We start from the raw sequence: 19,561 nt of genomic DNA on the forward strand, positions 1-19,561 counted from the left end.
ACTATGATATGATGATAAGGAACCTTACATAATCTGCTATCTTTGAATCCATGTTTTGCTTTAGTAGGGGGGATTATGAAATGAATCCATCATTAAATCAATTAAACATCCGCCCGTTAAGGTCCCTCTCTTATGAAAATTGGCTTGGAATGCTGCAAAAGCCGCTTCCGGAACGGCCTGACTTTTCAATAGAAAAGGGGACAATTGAAATCAGTCAAGTAATTGCGGAATTCCTCGGAGTTCCCATTGACACGGATGAATATTATAATCAGTTATTTGATTATATTGCGGAGAAGCAATGGAAGCTCCATTTATTAAGTGCGGATACGCTCGATAAATCGATTGAAAATGCATTGTTTCAATCAATTCAAAGGGTATTGAATATAAACCAGGAGCAGAATCTGTCAGTAAATCGCTTTACCGCTTTTTTAGAAGGAGAAAAGCTGCTGCTAAAATCACCAGTTCCTGCTCTACATCGCAAACTTAGGGAAGCGATGATTGCAACCCTTGAACTATACTCGAGCCAGGAAAACGGCGGCTTAAAAAATCAAGAATTAAGGCGGATTCTTGTTGATTTAATCAAGTGGTCGATCAACCATTTGCAGCCACTGCTTGATATTGCCGACCCAGAGCGGGAGATGCCCAAATTTTTATGGTATGGCGACTTTAAAAGAAGCCACCAGTACTTTTTATTTTATTTAATTAATCTTGGCTGTGACATCGTTATTTTTCATCCTGAGGGTAAGGATATTTTGGCCGGGATGGTGGTAGACGGGGCATTCGTTCATCAATATCCGAAATTGCTTCCGCCCGAATCGTTCCCAAAAGAGAAGCGGAGCAGGAAAACAACGGTTGCATACCGGGCCTCCAAAGAAATTGAAACAATCTTAAACCAGGAGGGTTCAGGCCTCTATAAACCTTGGCAGTTAAGGGATTATACCCCTTCTTCGATTACATTAAAAACAACCTATGATGAATTGTTTATCATCTCGAAAGAAATTGCGATGATTCGTCCTGATTTTGCAGTGGGTAACGGACAGGTCAAAATTCCATCCGTGTTTGCCAAAATCCAGGGCGTCAGCAGAAATCGCAAGGAATATTGGGAACGCCTGCATTCACTTGACGAGCAAGAGGAAAGTTTATTGGTCCGACAGCTTCCATTTACCATACCAAGCAACAGTGACTTCCGATTCCATTATCGGAATGCGCTGGGTAAAGACGGATTAATTAATCCTGACAAAGTCCTGTCGGCACACTATTGGCCCTATTCGTTTTTACCGTCGGGCCTGCAAAAAGGGATTGCCAATGCGGTCAGGGCCATTTGTGACAAACCGGGTTTAAAGCCGTTGCCGATGGAGACCATGGAAGAGGTAAAGATTTATTTATTTACCCAGGCCATATTTATGCCGAAGAAAGTGATTCAGTTATTGGAGAAATTCGATTATTCACAGCAGGTGCCAAAGCTAATTATTTTTAACAATGAAAAAACGGGCATGCTTACGAGATCGGATGCAGCGCTGCTGCTCCTGCTGAATCAGTTTGGGATTGATCTTATTGTGTACAATCCGACCGGCCATAACGATATTGAAAATTATTTACATGAGCAATTATTTGATATTCATTGGCTTGAGGATGTAGTCTTTGATTTGGAATATAAGGAACCTTCCGTGTCCATTTTTAAAAAAGGGCTTTTTCAAGGAATCTTAAAAAATTTAAGGGGAGATTAACCAGTGAACTTATCACCAAATTCATCCAGTGGTTTAACGCCTCAGCCTGCGGAAGACTTGCTGACAGAAACAAAAGTATCTGACATTAAGTTTGCATTAAGAAAGGAACCGGAAATTCAAAATCTGGCCCGGTCAATTGATGAACGGGATCAAATTCAGGTTTTAGAGTTTGGGAAGGAACCGGCAGAGCAAATCTCCAGGTTTTCCGATCAAATCCTCGGGAATATGCGTTCAACCAAGGTAGAGGATTCCGGGGAGCTTTTAAAGCAGCTTGGAAAAATTATGGATAAATTTGATCCAAAGGACTTTCAAAAGTCATCAGGCGGCCTGTTCAGCAAGCTGTTTAAAAAAGGCGAGAAAATGGTTGAAAAGCTGTTTGGCAAATATCAAACAATGGGTGGGGAAATCGACAAGGTCTATGTGGAGATTTCCAAATACCGGCAGGAAATGGTCGATTCCACCAATATCCTGGAGTCCATGTATGAGCAAAACTATCAGTACTACCTAACCCTTGAAAAATACGTAGTTGCCGGGGAATTGAAGGTAGAGGATTTGAAAAATAACCAACTCCCGCAACTAGAAGCAAAAGCCGCTTCTGGCGACCAGCTCGCTTCAATGCAGCTCGATTCGCTGCGCAATGCGATTGAGTTATTGGAGCAACGGATTTACGATTTGGAAATGGCGAAAATGGTCTCGTTGCAAACAGCACCACAAATCAGAATGCTGCAGCGAGGAAACACGAAGCTGATTGGGAAAATCAATTCCGCCTTTGTGACGACCATCCCTATTTTTAAAAATGGCTTGATTCAGGCTGTTGCCGCCAAAAGGCAAAAGCTTGTGGCCGATTCGATGAGCGAGCTCGACCGCCGTACCAATGAAATGCTGCTCAGAAATGCGCAAAATATTTCACAGCAAAGTGCGGATATCGCCAGACTCGCCGGCGGGCCAAGCATTAAAATTGAAACAATCGAAGAATCATGGAATATCATCATCAAAGGCATGCAGGAAACAAAGGCAATCGAAGATGAAAACAAACGCCTGCGCCAAGAAGGTACAAGGCGTTTGGAACAGCTTCAGGAAAACTTTAAGCAACTTAAACAGCAATACTAATATTATTTTGATGAGGTGAAGAATAATGGCAATTAATCTGACAAAAGGCCAGCGTGTTGATCTGACAAAAGGAAATCCAGGACTTTCAAAAATTGTGGTAGGCTTAGGTTGGGATCCTGTTCAAAGCTCAGGCGGCGGTGGTTTCTTCGGTTCTCTGTTTGGCGGCGGCGGCGGGGCCAATATCGACTGTGATGCCTCGGTCATCATGCTGGGAGCAAATGACCGCCTGCAAAATAATAAAGATGTCATTTATTTTGGCAATTTACGAAGTGCCGACGGAAGTGTCCAGCACACAGGTGATAACTTGACCGGTGATGGCGATGGTGACGACGAGCAAATTATCATTGATTTAAATAGGGTCCCTGCTAATATTCAAAAGCTTGTTTTCGTCGTAAATATTTATGATTGCGTTAAGCGCAAGCAGCATTTCGGCATGATTCGTAATGCCTTTATCAGGGTGGTAAATCCAAGCAATCATCAGGAATTAATTCATTATAATTTATCGGATGACTACAGTGGAAAAACATGTTTAATTACTGGAGAGCTTTATCGCCACAACAATGAATGGAAGTTTGCGGCAATTGGAACTGGGAACAATGCGTCAGGCTTAAGTGAAGTAGTTCGTTCTTATAGCTAATCGATTAGTATGAGGTGATACGAATGGGGATTAACTTATCAAAAGGGCAAAGAATTGATTTAACGAAAACAAACCCAGGTCTAACCAAAGCAATCGTCGGGCTGGGCTGGGACACAAACCGGTATCATGGCGGTTTCGACTTTGACCTGGATGCTTCGGCATTCTTGACCGATGCCAATAGTCAGGTAGTAAACGATTTGGATTTCGTTTTTTATAATAATTTGAAGGATCCTTCAGGTGCGGTTGAGCATACCGGAGATAACCGTACCGGTGAAGGTGACGGAGACGATGAACAAATCAAAATTGATTTCAGCAAAGTTCCATCACATATCCATCGGATTGCGATCACCGTGACAATCCATGATGCAGAGGCAAGGAACCAAAATTTTGGCCAAGTCAGCAATGCGTTTGTCCGGGTTGTCGATGAAGAAACTGGACGAGAGATTTTAAGGTTTGACCTTGGTGAGGACTTTTCTGTTGAAACCGCGGTAGTGATTTGCGAGCTTTACCGCCATAACGGCGATTGGAAGTTCAATGCCGTTGGCAGCGGGTTCGCCGGTGGACTTGCCGCCCTATGCCGCAATTTTGGATTGCAAGTTTAGGATTGATTAGAGAAGCCGCCTTTCTAGGCGGCTTTTGTAATGATATCCAGACTTTCCTGTTATATACAAATCCCTCGATTGTTTTACCATGCTATAATTCTATTAATATACTTTTTTATGGGGGGATAGCATGCGTAAATGGTTTATCGCATTTTTGATTCTCAGCTTGTCCCTAATTTCGATTACCACTTCACAAGCATCCATTGATGGTATCAGGCTTGCTGACTTTCCAAAAAGTTCGCGGCTTTCCCATACGATTAACAACAACATATCCACTAGCGTGAAGCAAATAGTCATCCTGCCCAAACAAGCCTTTAATCAAAACGAGGCAGCTGGGATTATTAATAGAATCAGTAAATTGCCAGATTCCCTTTTGGCTAAAATACATGATCAAGGAATCACCCTAAAGATGTTTACCGGCAAGCTCACCGATAATCGAACCGCCAGTCATTTAAAAGGAATAACCCCCAGAGGCTATCAAAATAACGCTACCTGGGATGACGTCCCCGGCATCGGCGGTGGGAAGGTCGTATTAGTCAAAATCGGCGCAAGTGAAAAAGGTAGGGGACACGGCACCATCAACCTGGAATTGCATGAAATGGCGCACTCAATTGACCATTATATATATGATAATATCAGTGAAAAACAGTTATTCCACGAAATCTGGGAAAAAGAACATCATCAATTGTTCCCTGGGAACAGCTATTTTCTTTATCCGGAGGAATATTTTGCGGAAGCTTTTGCAATGTATTATTTATCCCAAGAAACTAGGAATCTATTACATGTCAAAGCTCCGCTAACTTTTGAATTGATAAAGAGCCTTGAGTAACTTAAAATAGGATAATATGAATGGAAGATAGAGGAGTGTGGATTTTGAAACAATATTTAGACTTATGCAAGCACGTATTGGAAAATGGCACCGTTAAAGGTGATCGGACCGGAACGGGCACCATCAGCACATTTGGCTATCAAATGAGGTTTGATTTGGAGGAAGGATTTCCCCTGGTGACGACCAAAAAGCTGCATCTAAAATCAATTATTTATGAATTGTTATGGTTCTTAAACGGTGATACGAATGTCCGCTACCTTCAGGAAAATGGTGTTCGGATTTGGAATGAGTGGGCCGATGACAACGGTGAACTTGGACCGATTTATGGCCATCAATGGCGCTCCTGGACAGGTGCGGACGGAAACACTGTGGATCAAATCAGCGAATTGGTCCAGCAAATTAAAACAAATCCAAATTCACGCAGGCTGCTCGTCAACGCCTGGAATGTGGCCGAAATTGACAAAATGGCACTGCCGCCATGCCATTGCATGTTCCAATTTTATGTAGCTGACGGCAAATTATCCTGCCAGCTTTACCAACGCTCGGCTGATGTTTTTCTTGGGGTTCCGTTTAACATTGCATCCTATGCGCTGCTTACTATGATGATTTCCCAGGTTTGCGGATTGAAGCCTGGAGAATTCATCCATACTTTTGGGGATGTCCATATTTATCAAAACCACATCGAGCAAGTCAAGCTGCAGTTAACAAGGGAACCGCGGAAGTTGCCAACATTAACAATCAACCCGGATGTAAAAGACATTTTCTCCTACCAATTTGAAGATTTTACATTGGAAAATTACGACCCGCATCCACATATTAAAGGAGTCGTAAGCGTATGATTTCGTTTATAGTGGCCATGGATGAAAATCGCGTCATCGGTAAAAATAATCAGCTGCCATGGCATCTGCCTGAGGATTTAAAGTTTTTCAAACGGGTGACGATGGGACACCCGATCGCAATGGGTCGGAAAACTCATGAATCGATTGGACGTGTACTCCCTGGGAGAGAAAATATCATTATAACCCGGCAGCCGGATTTCCAATCGGAGGGATGTACCGTTGTCCATTCTGTAGAAGACTTTATCAACTACTGTAAAAAACAAAATGATGAAATCTTTGTTATTGGCGGGGCGGAAATTTTTAAAGCAACCTTCGTTTATGCTGATCGGCTATATATTACTTTGATTCATGAAAAATTTGATGGGGATACGTTTTTCCCTGAATATCCTGAACATGACTGGGAACTCATTTCCTGCGAACAGGGAATGAAGGATGAAAAAAACCCGTATCATTATGAATTCAGAATTTACCAGCGCACAAATGCAAAGCCGTAATAAACAAAGAAGCACAGCGACGCTGGTGCTTCTTTGTTTACCAGTTAACTCCATTCAATTCGTACTCTGCCAATTTCGCAAGCATGCCTCGGAATTCGTGTGGATGGCAAAATTCTTCCTCATGGAAATGTGCTTTAATCCAGGTTATTAATTCTTTTGGGCTATTAAAGTATTCTCCACTGCGATCGCTTTTCCGAATGGTGTATCTTCCGTTGTCATCATCTAGTGTTACCTCAACCGGCAAGGCCCCATCAAAACTGCATAGAAAAAATTCCATCCAACTCACATCCTTATCCTTAAGAAATTCCTTAATAATGGTTCTAATGTTCCAATTATATGCAAAAATGTATTAGTTGTCAAAATATTTTAAAAATTTAATTTGATAATCTACATTGACTTACACAAGGGATATTGTTAAATTTAATAGAGCATGAAATTGGAAATGCCAAATATCACAGTAACCAAATTTTTATTGGATATGTGAATTTACTATGAATTATTTCAAATAATTATCCCAAATTGATATTTCAATACTATAATCGTAGTAGAAACAATTAAATTTGAAGGGGATGGACAGTATGTTTTCAAATATTGGAGTTCCAGGATTAATCTTGATTTTAACACTTGCCCTTATCATTTTTGGACCAAAAAAATTGCCTGAAATCGGACGCGCCTTCGGCCAAACTTTGAAGGAATTTAAAAAATCAACGCGTGAACTTACCGATGATGTAATCGAGGACATCAAAGAAGAAAAGGAAAAATTGAGCAAATAGGTGTAAGATTTCATGTCTTGCACCTTTTCTTCTCGGTTTTTCACCTATATGAATGTGAGAAAACGTAGTAATTTACGAGTTGGCAGGGGAAATACATGGAAGATAAAGAATTGCAATTGGTTGACCACTTAGAGGAATTACGGAAAAGAATTATCATTTCAGCTCTTGCTTTTGTAGTCTTTTTTATCGTTGGTTTTATTTACGTGGGTGATATCTATAAATGGTTTGTCGGTGACACCAAGCTTTTGGTGCTTGGTCCAAGCGATATCATGTGGATTTATTTCATGCTTGCCGGCGTTGTTGCGATTGCCGGTACAATCCCGGTTCTTGCTTTGCAAATCTGGCTGTTCGTCAAACCCGCATTAAAACCGCTTGAGAGAAAGATCACCTTATCCTATATTCCGGCACTGTTTCTGCTATTTATTGGAGGGCTTGCTTTTGGCTACTTTGCCATCTTTCCGATGGTTCTCAAGTTTTTGATCAGCATGGGGCAAGATATGTTTGTTACCAACTTTACTGCTGAACGGTATTTCAATTTCATTATGAATATGACATTGCCATTTGGTGTGCTGTTCGAATTGCCGGTTGTAGTCATGTTTTTAACTTCAATTGGGATTATTAACCCGTTTGTTTTGGCCAGAGTTCGCAAATACGCATATTTTGTGTTGGTCTTAATCGCGGTTGTCATCACCCCACCTGACTTTATGTCAGACTTTGTAGTCACAATGCCACTATTGCTTTTATATGAAATCAGCATTAATTTATCAAAATTCGTCTATCGGAAGAAATTAAAAAAAGAACAAGAAAATGAATTGGTAGAAGTATAAAAAAAGACCTTGAGGAAGATGCCTCAAGGTCTCAGATTGTCGAGAAAGGTATTTTTCTCGGCAATTTTTATTTTATCGGAATTTCAATTGCCGATTTTATTAAAAATTGCCCCTGGTAATGAGCCTGTTGATTTCCGCTTCAGGTGCTTCGCTTTCCGCGGGCAGTTCGGGGAGCCTCCTCGGCACGTTCCGTGCCTGCGGGGTCTCCCCAGTCCCGTACTCCCGCAGGAGTCTTCGCACCTTCCGCTCCAATCAACAGGAGATAATCAACCTAAAGAATTGCAACACACCTTTTTCAGTATGAATAAGTATTTCGCAATCTTTTTCATGTTCTGGCAAGCTGCGGTTAGAAGAGCATGTTCACTCGCATTTTTATCCCTCGTAACTGGCAGTAGAGAAGCCCGTGCAGCTCTTCACGAGTCCCCGATGATTCGTTCAATTTTTTTCTAAATTTATATAGCTCTCCACATGGTATTGATAAGCGATTTAATTGTTTCCTATTCTATAGCTATATTATTAAGCTTCAAAAAATATTTTCGAATCTCTGCTTCTATTTCTTCCTCTGTAAACTATGTTTATTGGCGTTTGACTTTAAATGAGTTGAATCAGTAAATAATAAACACCCACCAACCATTTTGTGATTCAATACATGAAGAACAATTTCATCAAAAATATCTTGAAAGATATTAGTAAAGCGATTGTTTAGGGCTCCAACTAATCGTAGAATAATGCGGAACAGGATCCACTTGTTTTTAATAATAATTAGTTGAGTTACTCGTTGAATTAATAACACCTGTTGATTTGCGCGGAAGGCACGAAGACTCCTGCGGGAGTACGGGGCAGGGGGAGACCCCACAGGCGCTTGCGCCGAGGAGGCTCCCAGGCACGCCCGCGGAAAGCGAAGTGCCTGGAGCGCAAATCAACAGATATGTCGAATAGTCTATTTCTAAATAATATTAAAACAAATTAACGCAATCAATTGTTAAAGATAATAAATATAATAAAGGTTTTCGAGAGTTTCTCAACACCCTAAGTCCTTAAGAAGTCTTAAGGTCTTTTTTATACCAAATTGATGTATAAGTCTAATTTTATGGGATGGACAGTTTCCAAGATTTTCATGATTCTAATTAAGAATATGTTAAGAATGCAGTTAAGAAGGATTTGTGTATTTTTTTGAAAAATTAAGACGAAAGTCCTAAAGTATACTACAATTGCCTTGAAATCAAGTTTTTTCCTATTTTTAATAATGTGGAGGGGTAGCGGATGAAAAGACATAAAACAGTTTATGAAGCCGCAATCGACCATGGTTTTAGCCGTCGTGACTTCCTGAAAATGTGTACCGCACTAGCCGCAACGCTTGGGCTAGAATTCACACAGTCAGACGAGGTTGTAAAAGCCATGGAAACAAAAACCAGGGTACCTGTAGTATGGCTGCAATTTCAGGATTGCACGGGCTGCTCGGAATCCTTTATTCGTTCGTCACAGCCAAAGACGGAGAGTGTACTGCTGGAAATGATTTCACTAGAATATTCAGAGGTGCTTTCTGCACCATCCGGCCATCAGGCAGAAGCGGCCATGAAACAGGTCTTAAAGGATTACAAAGGCAAATACGTCCTGGCTGTTGAGGGCAGTATCCCTGATGATGATGCTTTCCTTTCGGTTGGAGGGATATCAGCAAAAGAAACTTTCAAAGAAATGGCCGCTGGTGCAATGGCTATAGTTGCTTATGGATCTTGTTCATCATGGGGAGGCATTGCGGCTGCCCATCCTAATCCGACCGGTGCCAAGCCAGTCACTAGCTTTGTAAAAGATACTCCAATTATCCTTGTACCTGGCTGTCCGCCAATTGCCGAGGTTATGACGGGTGTCATTGCTCACATTATTACATTTGGAAAACTGCCGGAATTAGATCAATTTGGCCGCCCGAAGGCTTTTTATCGCCACCGAATTCACGATAAATGTAACCGCCGCGCTTATTTCGATGCAGGGTTATTTGTTGAATCCTTCGATGATGAGGGGGCAAAACAGGGATATTGTTTATACAAAGTCGGCTGCAAAGGACCGACTACCTATAACTCTTGTGCGGAAATGCGCTGGAATGGTGGAGTCAGCTACCCGATTCAGTCTGGAAATCCTTGTATTGGCTGCTCGGAAAAAGATTTCTGGGATAACGGGCCATTCTTCACTAGAAGGGCGAAAATCCCTGGTACGCAGACAACCATGAATCCTGACGCGGTCGGTATGGCTGTTGTCGGACTTGCCACTGCTGGTGTTGCCGTTCATGCGGCCGGAACGGTAGTCAAAAGAAAGCTTGATGATAAACGAGGTGACGAAGAATGAGTGAACGTATAGTTGTCGATCCGATTACTAGAATTGAAGGCCACCTGCGTGTCGAAGTGGATGTTGATGAAAACGGTATCATTAAGGGAGCATATAGTTCCGGCACTTCTGTCCGAGGCTTGGAACTGATTGTAAAGGACCGTGACCCTCGGGATGTTTGGGCTTTCGTACAGCGCATTTGCGGTGTATGTACGACAACACATGCTTTAACCTCGATTAGGGCTGTAGAAGATGCACTAAAAATCAAGATTCCTAGAAACGCTCATTTAATTCGAGACATAATGAACGAAGCTCAGTTTGTCCATGACCATGTTGTTCATTTTTATCATTTGCATGCTTTGGACTGGGTCGATGTCGTCAGTGCGACGCAGGCGGATCCTGCAGAAACATCAAGGATTGCCCAATCCATCTCAAGTTGGCCAAAATCATCCCCAGGTTACTTCACTGATGTACAAAATAAGGTCAAGAAACTGATTGAAAGTGGCCAGTTGGGGATTTTCGCAAATGGCTATTGGGGACATAAAGCCTATAAGCTGCCACCGGAAGTAAACTTGCTTGCTGTGGCCCACTATCTTGAAGCTTTGGATTGGCAAAAGGAAATTGTCAAAATCCATACTATCTTCGGCGGCAAAAACCCTCATCCGCATTATGTTGTCGGGGGGATGGCAACGCCGCTTGATATCAATAGCGATAATGGAATCCATGCTGAACGGCTTATGCATGTCTCGCGAATCATTGATCAGGCTAGAGAATTTGTGAACCAGGTTTATATTCCTGATTTACTCGCCATCGGCTCCTATTATAAGGATTGGACATATGGCGGCGGCTTGAATAATTATCTTTGCTATGGCGATTTCTCGACCGGCGATATTTACGATTACAAGCTGTATCGGATGCCAAGAGGTGTAGTGTTAAACGGAAATCTTAACGAAGTATTGGAAGTCGATCTTAAAGATCCTAAGCATGTACAGGAATTTATCGACCATTCCTGGTACACCTATGATGGCAAAGAAACCGGAAAAGGAAAGCATCCATTTGTTGGCGAGACAGAATTTAATTATACCGGACCGAAAGCACCTTATAAACAATTGGATACCGAAAATAAATACAGTTGGTTAAAAGCGCCGCGCTGGAAGGAACATCCAATGGAAACCGGACCATTAGCGAGGATGATTGTTGGCTATGCCTCAGGAAAAGAAGAGATTGTCAGCATTGTTGATGAAACTTTGCAAAAGCTGAATCTGCCAATTTCTGCATTGCAGTCCGCACTTGGCAGAACTGTGGCGCGCGGACTTGAAACCGTGCTTATTTCTGGATGGCTGCGCAATGATATGGATTTGTTATTGAAAAATATCAAGAACGGCAATCAAGTTACGTTTGACAGAAGCAAATGGGAGCCGAGCACATGGCCGGAGCGCACCAAGGGTGTTGGCTGGATGGAAGCGCCAAGGGGAGCGCTGGGACACTGGATTGATATCGAAAACGGTAAAACCAAAAACTATCAGGCGGTGGTACCGACAACTTGGAATGCATCACCAAGGGATCACAAAAATAAAATCGGCGCTTATGAAGCAGCATTAAAAGGAACTCCGATGCTTGACAAGGATCAGCCGCTTGAAATTATGCGGATTATCCATTCTTTCGACCCATGCCTTGCTTGTGCCGTTCATTTGACTGATTTGGAAACTAATAAAATGACCGAAATCCGTTTAGGTTAGGGGGGAGACAAATGGGTGCGCCTAAATTACCGACCCAGCCTCCGGGAACCTTACCGAAACCTACAGTTTTAAACAGCGAGAGTTCCTACCACCCGGAAGAGCCAATCAAATATACCACTATGGAAAATGATGTGAAGGCCTATGTGTGGGAATTGCCGATAAGAATTTACCATTGGGTTAATGCAGTATGCATCGTGATTTTGATGTTAACAGGTATTTATATTGGAAAACCTTTTGCCGGAGCGGGAATTCCGGAAGAAGCCTATTATTCAAACCTAATGGGCTGGACTAGATACATTCACTTCTTTACCGCGTTTGTGTTTACAGCATCCTTTATCTATCGGATGTATTGGTGCTTTATGGGAAACAAGTTTTCTAAATTTAACCCGTTGCGCTGGGTATTCTGGAAGGATACCTGGGAAACGATTAAGTTTTATTTGTTCTTGCCAAATAAAAAGCCGCACTTTGTGGGCCATAATCCGCTCGCATATTTAAGCTATTGGATTTTCAACTATCTTGGATCCTTGATTGTGATCCTGACCGGTTTCTATATGTATTTTGAGCCGCAAAAGGAAACAGTATGGGCTAAGATGTTTGCATGGGTTCCATATATTTTCGGGGACAGCTACCTGAGCCGTTCATGGCATCATTGGACTGCGTGGGCCTTCATGTTGTTTATCGTGCTGCATGTTTACTTGGCCTTCCGTGATGATTACCTTGAACGCTGCGGTTCCATCTCATCCATGTTTACTGGCTATAAAACTGAACCAAAGAAGGCAGTTGGTGAAAAAAAACATAAGTAATGTGTATAAAGCGAATTGGAGTACGCCATTATCCTTTTCCGGTCGAGGAATAGGATAATGGATGCTCCAATTTCTTTTTAGCTGTTTCCATTTAAATGTGAAATTTTTTTGATTTTTTCAAAAAAGGTTTAAAAATTATTCACAGTTATTACCTTATCAGAGTGATAGCATAAAAGTAGGAATAATTTAGGGTCAAATTTATAGATCGGAGCATGCAGATGAATACGGATAAAATTACCATTTTAGGAATTGGCAACACATTATTTTCAGATGAAGGTGTTGGCATCTATCTTCTGCCGATTTTAGAAACTGCCTTAAAAGACTATGAAAATATTGAAATCGTTGAAGGATTGACAGATGGAATGAAGCTGCTTGGCCCTGTGGAGGACGCCGAAAACCTGATTATTATTGATGCGATCAATGCCGGCAAACCAGGGGGTTCCATTATTAGGCTGGAGGGCAATGAAATCCCTGCGTACTTTGGCATCAAGATGTCCATTCACCAGATGGGGTTCCAGGAAGTCTTGCTTGCGGCAAAATTGCGGGAGCAATACCCGAACCAAATTGTCATGTATGGCATGCAGCCAACCTCGCTTGAGTTGGGAATCGGGTTGACGGAAACGAACCAGGCAAGACTTGGTGAACTTGCGCACGCTGTCATTAATCAAGTAAAAGCCTGGAGTACGGTACCATGAAACGCGGGGACTTCCTAAAAGAGATGGCCAGGAGCCTGTTTTCCACCGTCAAATTGGCCTATGAACCATTTCTGGCTGATGACTTGGAAACGGTGGAAGAAGCAGCGGACAGGGCATTGGGAATCACCTGGGTACCCTTGATGAACGTAAGTGAGCTTTATTCAGACCTGGAAATGAAGTTTTTTGCTGGAAAACCGATCGTAATCTCCCGTCAAGAATCAAACATTCAAGCGAGGAGCGGGGTGTGCCCAGAATGCTCCGCGATTATTATCCTGACATCTTTGAACCTGAGCGGGAAATGTTTGAATTGCCAAAAGGAATTTAATTTTAAGACGAGTACCGGGGACCTAAAACTTGAATCACTGCCCATTAAAGTAAAGGACCATCAATATTTAATTGGATTAACCAAGTTTAAGAAGTAGGTGATGAACATGCATGAAATGTCATTAATGGGGGATATCATCCAACTGGTTCAAGAAGATGCTGCCGTAAACGGGTTAGGGAAAATTGAAAAGATTGAATTGATTGTCGGGGATATCGCCAATGCCATGCCGGATGCTTTAAAAATGGCATTTGATATTTTCCGGGATCAAAATCCGCATATTTTTTCTGAAACGGCAGAACTTGTCATCCACCTTGAAGAGGCAAAAGCAAAGTGTGTGTTATGCGATTCGGAATATCGGCCGGAGCAAAAAATTGCCCTTTGTCCGAGTTGCAACATCCCCTCTGGCAAGGTGCTGGCAGGAGAAACGTTCCAAGTTCTATCATATGAAGGGAGTAATCGGTAATGAAAGTAACATTAAGAACGGACGTGTTAACCAATAACAATAGGGCGGCTGAATTCAACCGTGATTTGTTTCAAACGACAAAGACATTGGTCATCAATTTGATGAGTTCGCCTGGTGCCGGAAAGACTACATTGCTGGAGGAAACAGTCAGGGTACTTTCCGGAAAATACCGCATCGCCGTTATTGAAGGTGATTTGGCGACGGAAAAGGATGCTGATCGCATCAGGGCAATGGGCGCAAAGGCGGTCCAGATTAACACCCATGGCGGCTGTCACCTTGATGCCCGAATGGTTGCAGCTGCGCTTGGAGAATTTGACTTCGAAGAAATTGACATCCTCTTTATCGAGAATGTCGGCAACTTGGTCTGCCCGTCAGGCTACGACCTTGGTCAAAACCATAAAGTGGCGGTTCTTAGTGTTCCTGAGGGCAATGATAAAATCCCGAAATATCCGCAAATGTTTATGAGAACCGAACTTGTCCTGTTAAATAAAATTGATCTGCTGCCATATTTGGATTTCAGTGTCGAAGAGGCGAGACAGGACTTAATGGAGATAAATCCGGAGTCAACGCTTATCCCGGTTTCAGCACGAACACGGGAAGGACTTCATGAATGGTTTTTCTGGATTGAAGGAGCTTATGCAAAATGCGTACAGCAGTAAGGGTTACGGTGCAAGGCAGGGTCCAGGGCGTCGGGTTTCGCCCATTTGTGTTTCAGCTTGCGGACCTTCATCAGCTGGAGGGAACCGTGCAAAATAACATGGATGGGGTCAAGATTTATTTGGAAGGCTCCCGAAAGTCCATTGAATTATTTAATCAAGATTTGAGGACTAAGGCACCGAGACTTTCGAAAATAAATCAAATAACGATTGAAGAAACGGAAATTCAAGATCGCAGTAACTTTACGATTATTCCGAGTGAGCGGAGCGGGACATCGATGCTAGTGATTCCGATTGATTCGGCAGTATGCGACGATTGTCTGAGGGAAATGAATGACCCGGACGATTTTCGCTATCAATATCCGTTTATCAACTGCACCCAATGCGGTCCGAGATATACAATTATTGAGGCATTGCCATATGACCGCCCATATACGTCAATGAAAGACTTTCCGATGTGCGATGATTGCCGCAAGGAATACGAGGACCCAACAAACCGAAGGCATCATGCCCAGCCAATCGCCTGCCCGAAATGCGGTCCAAAGGTGGGTTTGCTCGATGGGAGCGGTGGGCAGCTAGATTCGGAGAATCCGATTGCCGATACAATCGAACTATTAAAAGCAGGAAAAATCATCGCCATAAAGGGAATTGGCGGCTATCACCTTGCTTGCGATGCCAAAAATGAACACGCTGTCATTAAATTAAGGACGCGTAAGAACCGGCCAATGCGGCCGCTGGCGGTTATGGCTGCCTCTATAAAAGCTGCATTGGAGTTTTGCGAAATAAGTGAGGATGAAAGGGAATTGTTGTCCAGCCCTGAATCTCCTATCGTAATCCTTAAGAAAAGCAGCGATTATGGTTTGGCTGAAAAGGTGGCGCCTGGAATGAGCACGATTGGCGTCATGCTGCCATATACACCATTGCATCATTTATTATTTGCCGACCAGGAGCTTCCTTGTCTGATTATGACAAGTGCCAATCCTTCAGGATTGCCGATTTTATATAAGGATGATATGGCCGTGCAATATTTGGAGGGCATCGCCGATTACTATCTCGTACATAACCGTGAGATTCTTCATCCTGTGGATGACTCGGTGGTTCAGCTCAATGATGGCAAGCTTGATTTCCTACGAAGGTCGCGTGGCTATGTTCCTGACCCATTTTCGACAACTGTCGATGTTTCGGGAATCGTGGCGTTTGGCGGCCAGCAAAAAACGACATTTACAATCGGGAGAAACCAGCAAATTTTTGTAGGGCCTCATATTGGGGATTTGGAAAATGTGGAGACGATCGAGCATTACGGACAGGAATTGGAGCATCTATTGAAGTGGGTCGATACTCCTCGGCGGACTGCTGTAATTGATGCGCATCCGGGCTATCAGGTGCAGACTTTGGCGAGGGATTATTGGTTTGCCGAGGTGGTTGAGGTTCAGCATCATCATGCCCATATGGCGGCGGTTCTTGATGAACATAGGATTTCTGGGAAAGCTTACGGGATTATTCTGGACGGTACCGGCTATGGCCTTGACGGCAATGTTTGGGGCTTTGAAATTTTCCATGGCGATAGTGCGGAGTTTGAACGTGTTGCTCATTTACAGTACACCCCGTTGCCGGGTAATGAAAGGTGCATCCGTGAACCATGGCGCAATGCAGCGGCTATGCTGATGGCGCTTCATGGTGATGAGGGCGTTAAATTGGCAAATGCCATTTTCCCGGAGAAGTCTCACGAGATTAATATTTTAAAAGCAATGATTGAGAAAAACATTAATACTGTTTATGCCGGAACATGCGGCAGGCTTTTTGATGCGGTTAGCGCCATTTGTGGCGTGACTAGGATTTCAAGCTATGACGGCGAGGCGGCCATCCATCTAGCCCAGCTTGTCGATGAAACGATTGTGTACGAACCGTATCCATTCCGATTGATAGATGAAGAGTATATAAGAATTGATTTTTCTAAAATGCTAAGGGAAATTTCATTGGCGATTTTGGCAGGTATCGATAAAGCCGAGGTTAGCGGAAGATTTCATGAAACCGTTGTCCAGGCAATTGTTGCAGCATTGAAACTGGTTCATGAACAGCGTCCAGACTTTCAAAGAACTGTTGTCCTATCTGGCGGGAGCTTTCATAACCGGTATTTACGAAAACGAATCAGTGAGGAATTAAGGAATCATGCATTTAAAGTATATCTCCCCGAAAAAGTCCCGTGTAATGATGGCGGCCTGTCTTACGGCCAATTGGCCATTGCAGCAGCGAAAAGGAGGGTGGAATTATGTGTGTCGGTGTCCCCGCAAAAGTAATTGAAAAGCATGAATACAATGCGATTGTTGATGTAATGGGCTCACGAACAACGGTAGGAACGATTTTTGTTCCTGAAGTGGAACTGGGTGACTATGTGATTGTTCATGCCGGTCAAGCGATGAGTATTGTTGATGAAACATACGCGAAACAAAGTGTGGAAGAATGGAGGAAACTCGTTCATGCTCGAAATTCTGAAACAGTCTAGTAATCCAGAAATATGCAGGCCACTTGCCGAAGCTGTCATTGGGAAAGCAAAAGAGTTTCAGCGAAAATATGGCCGCAAGCCCGCCTTTATGGAGGTTTGCGGTTCCCACACAATGGCACTTGCTCGCACTGGCGTGAAACAGCTGCTAAAAGAGGATGTAAACTTGATTTCAGGGCCAGGCTGCCCTGTCTGCGTCACGGACCAGCGTTCGATTGATGCAATGATTGCCCTTACAGAAGGAGAGAATCAGATTATCTGTACGTTTGGCGATATGATGCGAGTGCCCGGATCGGCCAAAACATTGCTGGATGCAAAGATTGCCGGGAAGGATATTCGCGTTTTATATTCACCGGTCGATGCTGTTAAAGTGGCGGAGGAAAACCCCGATAAAGAGGTTATTTTCCTTGGAGTCGGCTTTGAAACCACCATCCCGATATTGACACTAATGGTTGGGGAGGCGGAACGGCGCGGTATAGAGAACTTTTCAATTTGGATGACAACAAAACTGGTCGAGCCAGCGCTTCGTTACCTGCTGGAAGCTGGGGAAGTGAATTTGGACGGATTCCTGCTCCCAGGCCATGTTTCGATAGTGCTGGGGGAAGATTCCTATCAATATCTAGTCGATGAATACAATATCTCTGGTGTGATTACCGGCTTCGAACCGGCTGAATTGTTGTCTGGGATTTATAAATTAATTGATTTGGCTTTATCCGGAAAAGTTGCGATTGAAAACAACCATCCTGCAGTCGTTAGCAAAACCGGCAACCGGGTTACCCATCAATGGCTGGAAAAATATTTGACCGAAGCAGACGAGGCATGGCGCGGAATTGGCGTGATTCCGAAAAGCGGTTTGGATTTAAAACCTGAATATGACCGGTATAACGCCAAAAAAAGGTTTCATGTTGTAGTTGGGAAACCACGAAAAACAAAGTGCCGCTGCGGGGAAGTCATTCGCGGCTTAATCTTGCCGACACAATGTCCATTGTTCGGAAAAGCCTGCCAACCGATGAACCCGATCGGCCCATGCATGGTTTCGGCGGAAGGAAGCTGTGCGGCATATTATCAGTACATGAGGGAGAGCTTTTGATGGAAAAGTTTATCAGTTTAGCCCATGGTGACGGCGGGGAATTTAGTCATCGCCTGATTCGCGATTTATTCGTAGAAGCTTTTGGCGATAATAAAGTTGCCATGTTTGATGCTGCGGAAATTAAATTACCCACCAAGCGGATTGCCGTCTCAACAGATTCTTTTGTCATCAAGCCGATATTTTTTCCCGGCGGCTCGATTGGGAAGCTCGCAGTTGCCGGCACTGTAAATGATTTGGCTGTAAGCGGAGCCAAGCCTGCCTTTCTTACCTGTGGATTCGTAATTGAAGAAGGCTTCCCGGTTTCTGATTTAAAGCAAATTGTTGCGGACATGGCCGATGAAGCACGGAAAACCGGTGTGGCGATTATTGCCGGTGATACAAAAGTAGTCGAACGCGGCAGTGCCGACGGTGTTTATATCAATACTACCGGAATCGGAATCTATGAATCTAATATTGGCTGTACACTAGGGTTTGAGGTGGGGGATGCTATCATCGTGACAGGGACGATTGGAGACCATGGTGTAGCTGTGTTAGTCGCCAGGGAGGAACTCGGGATTTCCGCCCCTATTGATAGTGATTGCGCTTCACTTAATAAAATGTTGTGGGAAGTTCTCAAACAAACCGATGGTGTCCGGATTATGCGTGACCCAACACGGGGTGGCCTTGCTACCACTTTGGTGGAAATCGCTGAAGATTTTCATGTGACGATGAAAATCAATGAAACGAGTTTGCCAGTGAAGCAAGAGGTCCATGGCGCCTGTGACCTGTTGGGATTTGACCCACTCTATCTTGCAAACGAAGGAAAAGCCATTATTGTCGTTGCTGATGGTGAAAAAGAGAAAGTACTTGATATCTTGCGGGAATTTCCTGAGGGGGAGGACGCTGCTATCATCGGCACCATTGTTGGGAAGGGCAAAGGGCAGTTGTTACTGGAAACACCTTTAGGTTCTAAACGGTTATTAACCCGATTAACCGGGACTATGTTCCCGCGGATCTGTTAAAAAAATGAACTGCCCCCTGTCAAGTAGACAGTGGAAATAATAAAACGGAACTAGGCGGCTTTAGCCCTGTATTCTAAGGGACTGAGGCCGTTTAGTCTTTTTTGTAGTCGTTTTTCATTGTAAAATTGTATG

22 protein-coding genes and 2 pseudogenes are annotated in these 19,561 nt (G+C 43.3%); 20 read left to right on the plus strand and 4 right to left on the minus strand.

What is annotated here, in order from left to right; translation table 11 throughout:
• The first annotated feature begins 80 nt into the window (after nt 1-80).
• The 7 genes from M3234_RS17235 (at nt 81) to M3234_RS17265 (ending at nt 6,238) form a co-directional block, all read left to right on the plus strand.
• Nucleotides 81-1,727: a YceG family protein gene (locus M3234_RS17235; protein ID WP_262305886.1), complete on the plus strand. Its 1,647-nt coding sequence runs from the start codon at nt 81-83 to the stop codon at nt 1,725-1,727.
• A 3-nt stretch (nt 1,728-1,730) separates the two neighbouring features.
• Nucleotides 1,731-2,837 carry a toxic anion resistance protein gene (locus M3234_RS17240; protein WP_262305887.1) on the plus strand — a complete coding sequence of 369 codons (1,107 nt, stop codon included), beginning with the start codon at nt 1,731-1,733 and terminating at the stop codon, nt 2,835-2,837.
• A 25-nt stretch (nt 2,838-2,862) separates the two neighbouring features.
• Nucleotides 2,863-3,474, plus strand: coding sequence for a TerD family protein (locus tag M3234_RS17245; protein ID WP_262305888.1), 612 nt, complete (start codon nt 2,863-2,865; stop codon nt 3,472-3,474).
• Between the two features lie 23 nt (nt 3,475-3,497).
• Nucleotides 3,498-4,076 (plus strand): TerD family protein, encoded by a 579-nt coding sequence (locus M3234_RS17250; protein ID WP_262305889.1) that lies wholly within the window; start codon nt 3,498-3,500, stop codon nt 4,074-4,076.
• A 130-nt stretch (nt 4,077-4,206) separates the two neighbouring features.
• Nucleotides 4,207-4,905 carry an anthrax toxin lethal factor-related metalloendopeptidase gene (locus M3234_RS17255; protein WP_262305890.1) on the plus strand — a complete coding sequence of 233 codons (699 nt, stop codon included), beginning with the start codon at nt 4,207-4,209 and terminating at the stop codon, nt 4,903-4,905.
• Between the two features lie 44 nt (nt 4,906-4,949).
• A complete protein-coding gene (locus M3234_RS17260) occupies nt 4,950-5,744 on the plus strand; it encodes a thymidylate synthase (RefSeq protein ID WP_285858505.1) in 795 nt (264 codons plus the stop codon).
• On the plus strand, nt 5,741-6,238 hold the full coding sequence (locus M3234_RS17265) for a dihydrofolate reductase (protein ID WP_262305892.1): 498 nt from the start codon (nt 5,741-5,743) through the stop codon (nt 6,236-6,238). Before M3234_RS17260 ends, M3234_RS17265 begins: the two co-directional genes overlap by 4 nt.
• Before the next feature lie 37 nt (nt 6,239-6,275).
• Here the strand turns inward: M3234_RS17265 and M3234_RS17270 are convergent, their stop codons facing one another.
• A complete protein-coding gene (locus M3234_RS17270; protein WP_262305893.1) occupies nt 6,276-6,515 on the minus strand; it encodes a hypothetical protein in 240 nt (79 codons plus the stop codon).
• Between the two features lie 301 nt (nt 6,516-6,816).
• On the opposite strand from M3234_RS17270, the gene M3234_RS17275 reads away from it, so the two are divergent.
• Nucleotides 6,817-7,011, plus strand: coding sequence for a twin-arginine translocase TatA/TatE family subunit (locus tag M3234_RS17275; protein ID WP_066313200.1), 195 nt, complete (start codon nt 6,817-6,819; stop codon nt 7,009-7,011).
• A gap of 95 nt (nt 7,012-7,106) precedes the next feature.
• Complete coding sequence (gene tatC, locus M3234_RS17280; RefSeq protein WP_262305894.1) at nt 7,107-7,838, plus strand: twin-arginine translocase subunit TatC; 732 nt, start codon at nt 7,107-7,109, stop codon at nt 7,836-7,838.
• Nucleotides 7,839-8,143: 305 nt separating this feature from the next.
• Here the strand turns inward: tatC and M3234_RS29710 are convergent.
• A pseudogene (locus M3234_RS29710) lies at nt 8,144-8,298 on the minus strand (IS5/IS1182 family transposase); the annotation flags it as partial.
• A 55-nt stretch (nt 8,299-8,353) separates the two neighbouring features.
• Nucleotides 8,354-8,590 (minus strand): annotated as a pseudogene (locus tag M3234_RS17285) (transposase); the annotation flags it as partial.
• A 511-nt stretch (nt 8,591-9,101) separates the two neighbouring features.
• Here M3234_RS17285 and M3234_RS17290 point away from each other — a divergent pair.
• From M3234_RS17290 to hypE, 11 genes are all read left to right on the plus strand, one after another.
• Nucleotides 9,102-10,178: a hydrogenase small subunit gene (locus M3234_RS17290; protein ID WP_262305895.1), complete on the plus strand. Its 1,077-nt coding sequence runs from the start codon at nt 9,102-9,104 to the stop codon at nt 10,176-10,178.
• Nucleotides 10,175-11,896, plus strand: coding sequence for a nickel-dependent hydrogenase large subunit (locus M3234_RS17295; protein WP_262305896.1), 1,722 nt, complete (start codon nt 10,175-10,177; stop codon nt 11,894-11,896). Before M3234_RS17290 ends, M3234_RS17295 begins: the two co-directional genes overlap by 4 nt.
• A 119-nt stretch (nt 11,897-12,015) precedes the next feature.
• Nucleotides 12,016-12,699: a Ni/Fe-hydrogenase, b-type cytochrome subunit gene (gene cybH / locus M3234_RS17300; protein ID WP_262305917.1), complete on the plus strand. Its 684-nt coding sequence runs from the start codon at nt 12,016-12,018 to the stop codon at nt 12,697-12,699.
• 218 nt (nt 12,700-12,917) lie between these two features.
• Nucleotides 12,918-13,394, plus strand: a complete 477-nt coding sequence (locus M3234_RS17305; protein ID WP_262305897.1) for a HyaD/HybD family hydrogenase maturation endopeptidase — start codon at nt 12,918-12,920, stop codon at nt 13,392-13,394.
• Nucleotides 13,391-13,816 (plus strand): hypothetical protein, encoded by a 426-nt coding sequence (locus tag M3234_RS17310; RefSeq protein ID WP_262305898.1) that lies wholly within the window; start codon nt 13,391-13,393, stop codon nt 13,814-13,816. Before M3234_RS17305 ends, M3234_RS17310 begins: the two co-directional genes overlap by 4 nt.
• Nucleotides 13,817-13,825: 9 nt before the next feature.
• Nucleotides 13,826-14,182, plus strand: a complete 357-nt coding sequence (locus M3234_RS17315) for a hydrogenase maturation nickel metallochaperone HypA/HybF (RefSeq protein WP_262305899.1) — start codon at nt 13,826-13,828, stop codon at nt 14,180-14,182.
• Entirely contained in the window at nt 14,182-14,841 is a 660-nt protein-coding gene (gene hypB, locus M3234_RS17320) for a hydrogenase nickel incorporation protein HypB (RefSeq protein ID WP_262305900.1), read from the plus strand. The genes M3234_RS17315 and hypB overlap by 1 nt, the downstream gene beginning before the upstream one ends.
• A complete protein-coding gene (gene hypF / locus M3234_RS17325; protein ID WP_262305901.1) occupies nt 14,826-17,135 on the plus strand; it encodes a carbamoyltransferase HypF in 2,310 nt (769 codons plus the stop codon). Before hypB ends, hypF begins: the two co-directional genes overlap by 16 nt.
• Complete coding sequence (locus M3234_RS17330; protein ID WP_262305902.1) at nt 17,108-17,341, plus strand: HypC/HybG/HupF family hydrogenase formation chaperone; 234 nt, start codon at nt 17,108-17,110, stop codon at nt 17,339-17,341. The genes hypF and M3234_RS17330 overlap by 28 nt, the downstream gene beginning before the upstream one ends.
• Nucleotides 17,316-18,428, plus strand: a complete 1,113-nt coding sequence (gene hypD, locus M3234_RS17335) for a hydrogenase formation protein HypD (RefSeq protein WP_262305903.1) — start codon at nt 17,316-17,318, stop codon at nt 18,426-18,428. The genes M3234_RS17330 and hypD overlap by 26 nt, the downstream gene beginning before the upstream one ends.
• Nucleotides 18,428-19,429 (plus strand): hydrogenase expression/formation protein HypE, encoded by a 1,002-nt coding sequence (gene hypE, locus M3234_RS17340; RefSeq protein WP_262305904.1) that lies wholly within the window; start codon nt 18,428-18,430, stop codon nt 19,427-19,429. The genes hypD and hypE overlap by 1 nt, the downstream gene beginning before the upstream one ends.
• A gap of 50 nt (nt 19,430-19,479) precedes the next feature.
• On the opposite strand, the gene M3234_RS29715 is transcribed toward hypE, so the two are convergent.
• Nucleotides 19,480-19,561, minus strand: an 82-nt coding sequence (locus tag M3234_RS29715) for an IS3 family transposase (protein WP_396953964.1), incomplete at its 5' end; no start/stop codon positions are given.

This window comes from Neobacillus niacini (assembly GCF_023715785.1).
GTDB classification, from domain to species: domain Bacteria; phylum Bacillota; class Bacilli; order Bacillales; family Cytobacillaceae; genus Neobacillus; species Neobacillus niacini_E.

What these genes read in the sequence shown, in the direction of transcription:
- M3234_RS17235 (WP_262305886.1), top strand. Translation starts at nt 81, where the DNA reads ATGAATCCATCATTAAATCAATTAAACATCCGCCCGTTAAGGTCCCTC.
- M3234_RS17275 (WP_066313200.1), top strand. Translation starts at nt 6,817, where the DNA reads ATGTTTTCAAATATTGGAGTTCCAGGATTAATCTTGATTTTAACACTT.
- M3234_RS17255 (WP_262305890.1), top strand. Translation starts at nt 4,207, where the DNA reads ATGCGTAAATGGTTTATCGCATTTTTGATTCTCAGCTTGTCCCTAATT.
- M3234_RS17245 (WP_262305888.1), top strand. Translation starts at nt 2,863, where the DNA reads ATGGCAATTAATCTGACAAAAGGCCAGCGTGTTGATCTGACAAAAGGA.
- M3234_RS17330 (WP_262305902.1), top strand. Translation starts at nt 17,108, where the DNA reads ATGTGTGTCGGTGTCCCCGCAAAAGTAATTGAAAAGCATGAATACAAT.
- hypB (WP_262305900.1), top strand. Translation starts at nt 14,182, where the DNA reads ATGAAAGTAACATTAAGAACGGACGTGTTAACCAATAACAATAGGGCG.
- hypD (WP_262305903.1), top strand. Translation starts at nt 17,316, where the DNA reads ATGCTCGAAATTCTGAAACAGTCTAGTAATCCAGAAATATGCAGGCCA.
- hypF (WP_262305901.1), top strand. Translation starts at nt 14,826, where the DNA reads ATGCGTACAGCAGTAAGGGTTACGGTGCAAGGCAGGGTCCAGGGCGTC.
- M3234_RS17250 (WP_262305889.1), top strand. Translation starts at nt 3,498, where the DNA reads ATGGGGATTAACTTATCAAAAGGGCAAAGAATTGATTTAACGAAAACA.
- M3234_RS17295 (WP_262305896.1), top strand. Translation starts at nt 10,175, where the DNA reads ATGAGTGAACGTATAGTTGTCGATCCGATTACTAGAATTGAAGGCCAC.
- hypE (WP_262305904.1), top strand. Translation starts at nt 18,428, where the DNA reads ATGGAAAAGTTTATCAGTTTAGCCCATGGTGACGGCGGGGAATTTAGT.
- tatC (WP_262305894.1), top strand. Translation starts at nt 7,107, where the DNA reads ATGGAAGATAAAGAATTGCAATTGGTTGACCACTTAGAGGAATTACGG.
- M3234_RS17270 (WP_262305893.1), bottom strand. Translation starts at nt 6,515, where the DNA reads ATGGAATTTTTTCTATGCAGTTTTGATGGGGCCTTGCCGGTTGAGGTA.
- cybH (WP_262305917.1), top strand. Translation starts at nt 12,016, where the DNA reads ATGGAAAATGATGTGAAGGCCTATGTGTGGGAATTGCCGATAAGAATT.
- M3234_RS17315 (WP_262305899.1), top strand. Translation starts at nt 13,826, where the DNA reads ATGCATGAAATGTCATTAATGGGGGATATCATCCAACTGGTTCAAGAA.
- M3234_RS17265 (WP_262305892.1), top strand. Translation starts at nt 5,741, where the DNA reads ATGATTTCGTTTATAGTGGCCATGGATGAAAATCGCGTCATCGGTAAA.
- M3234_RS17290 (WP_262305895.1), top strand. Translation starts at nt 9,102, where the DNA reads ATGAAAAGACATAAAACAGTTTATGAAGCCGCAATCGACCATGGTTTT.
- M3234_RS17310 (WP_262305898.1), top strand. Translation starts at nt 13,391, where the DNA reads ATGAAACGCGGGGACTTCCTAAAAGAGATGGCCAGGAGCCTGTTTTCC.
- M3234_RS17305 (WP_262305897.1), top strand. Translation starts at nt 12,918, where the DNA reads ATGAATACGGATAAAATTACCATTTTAGGAATTGGCAACACATTATTT.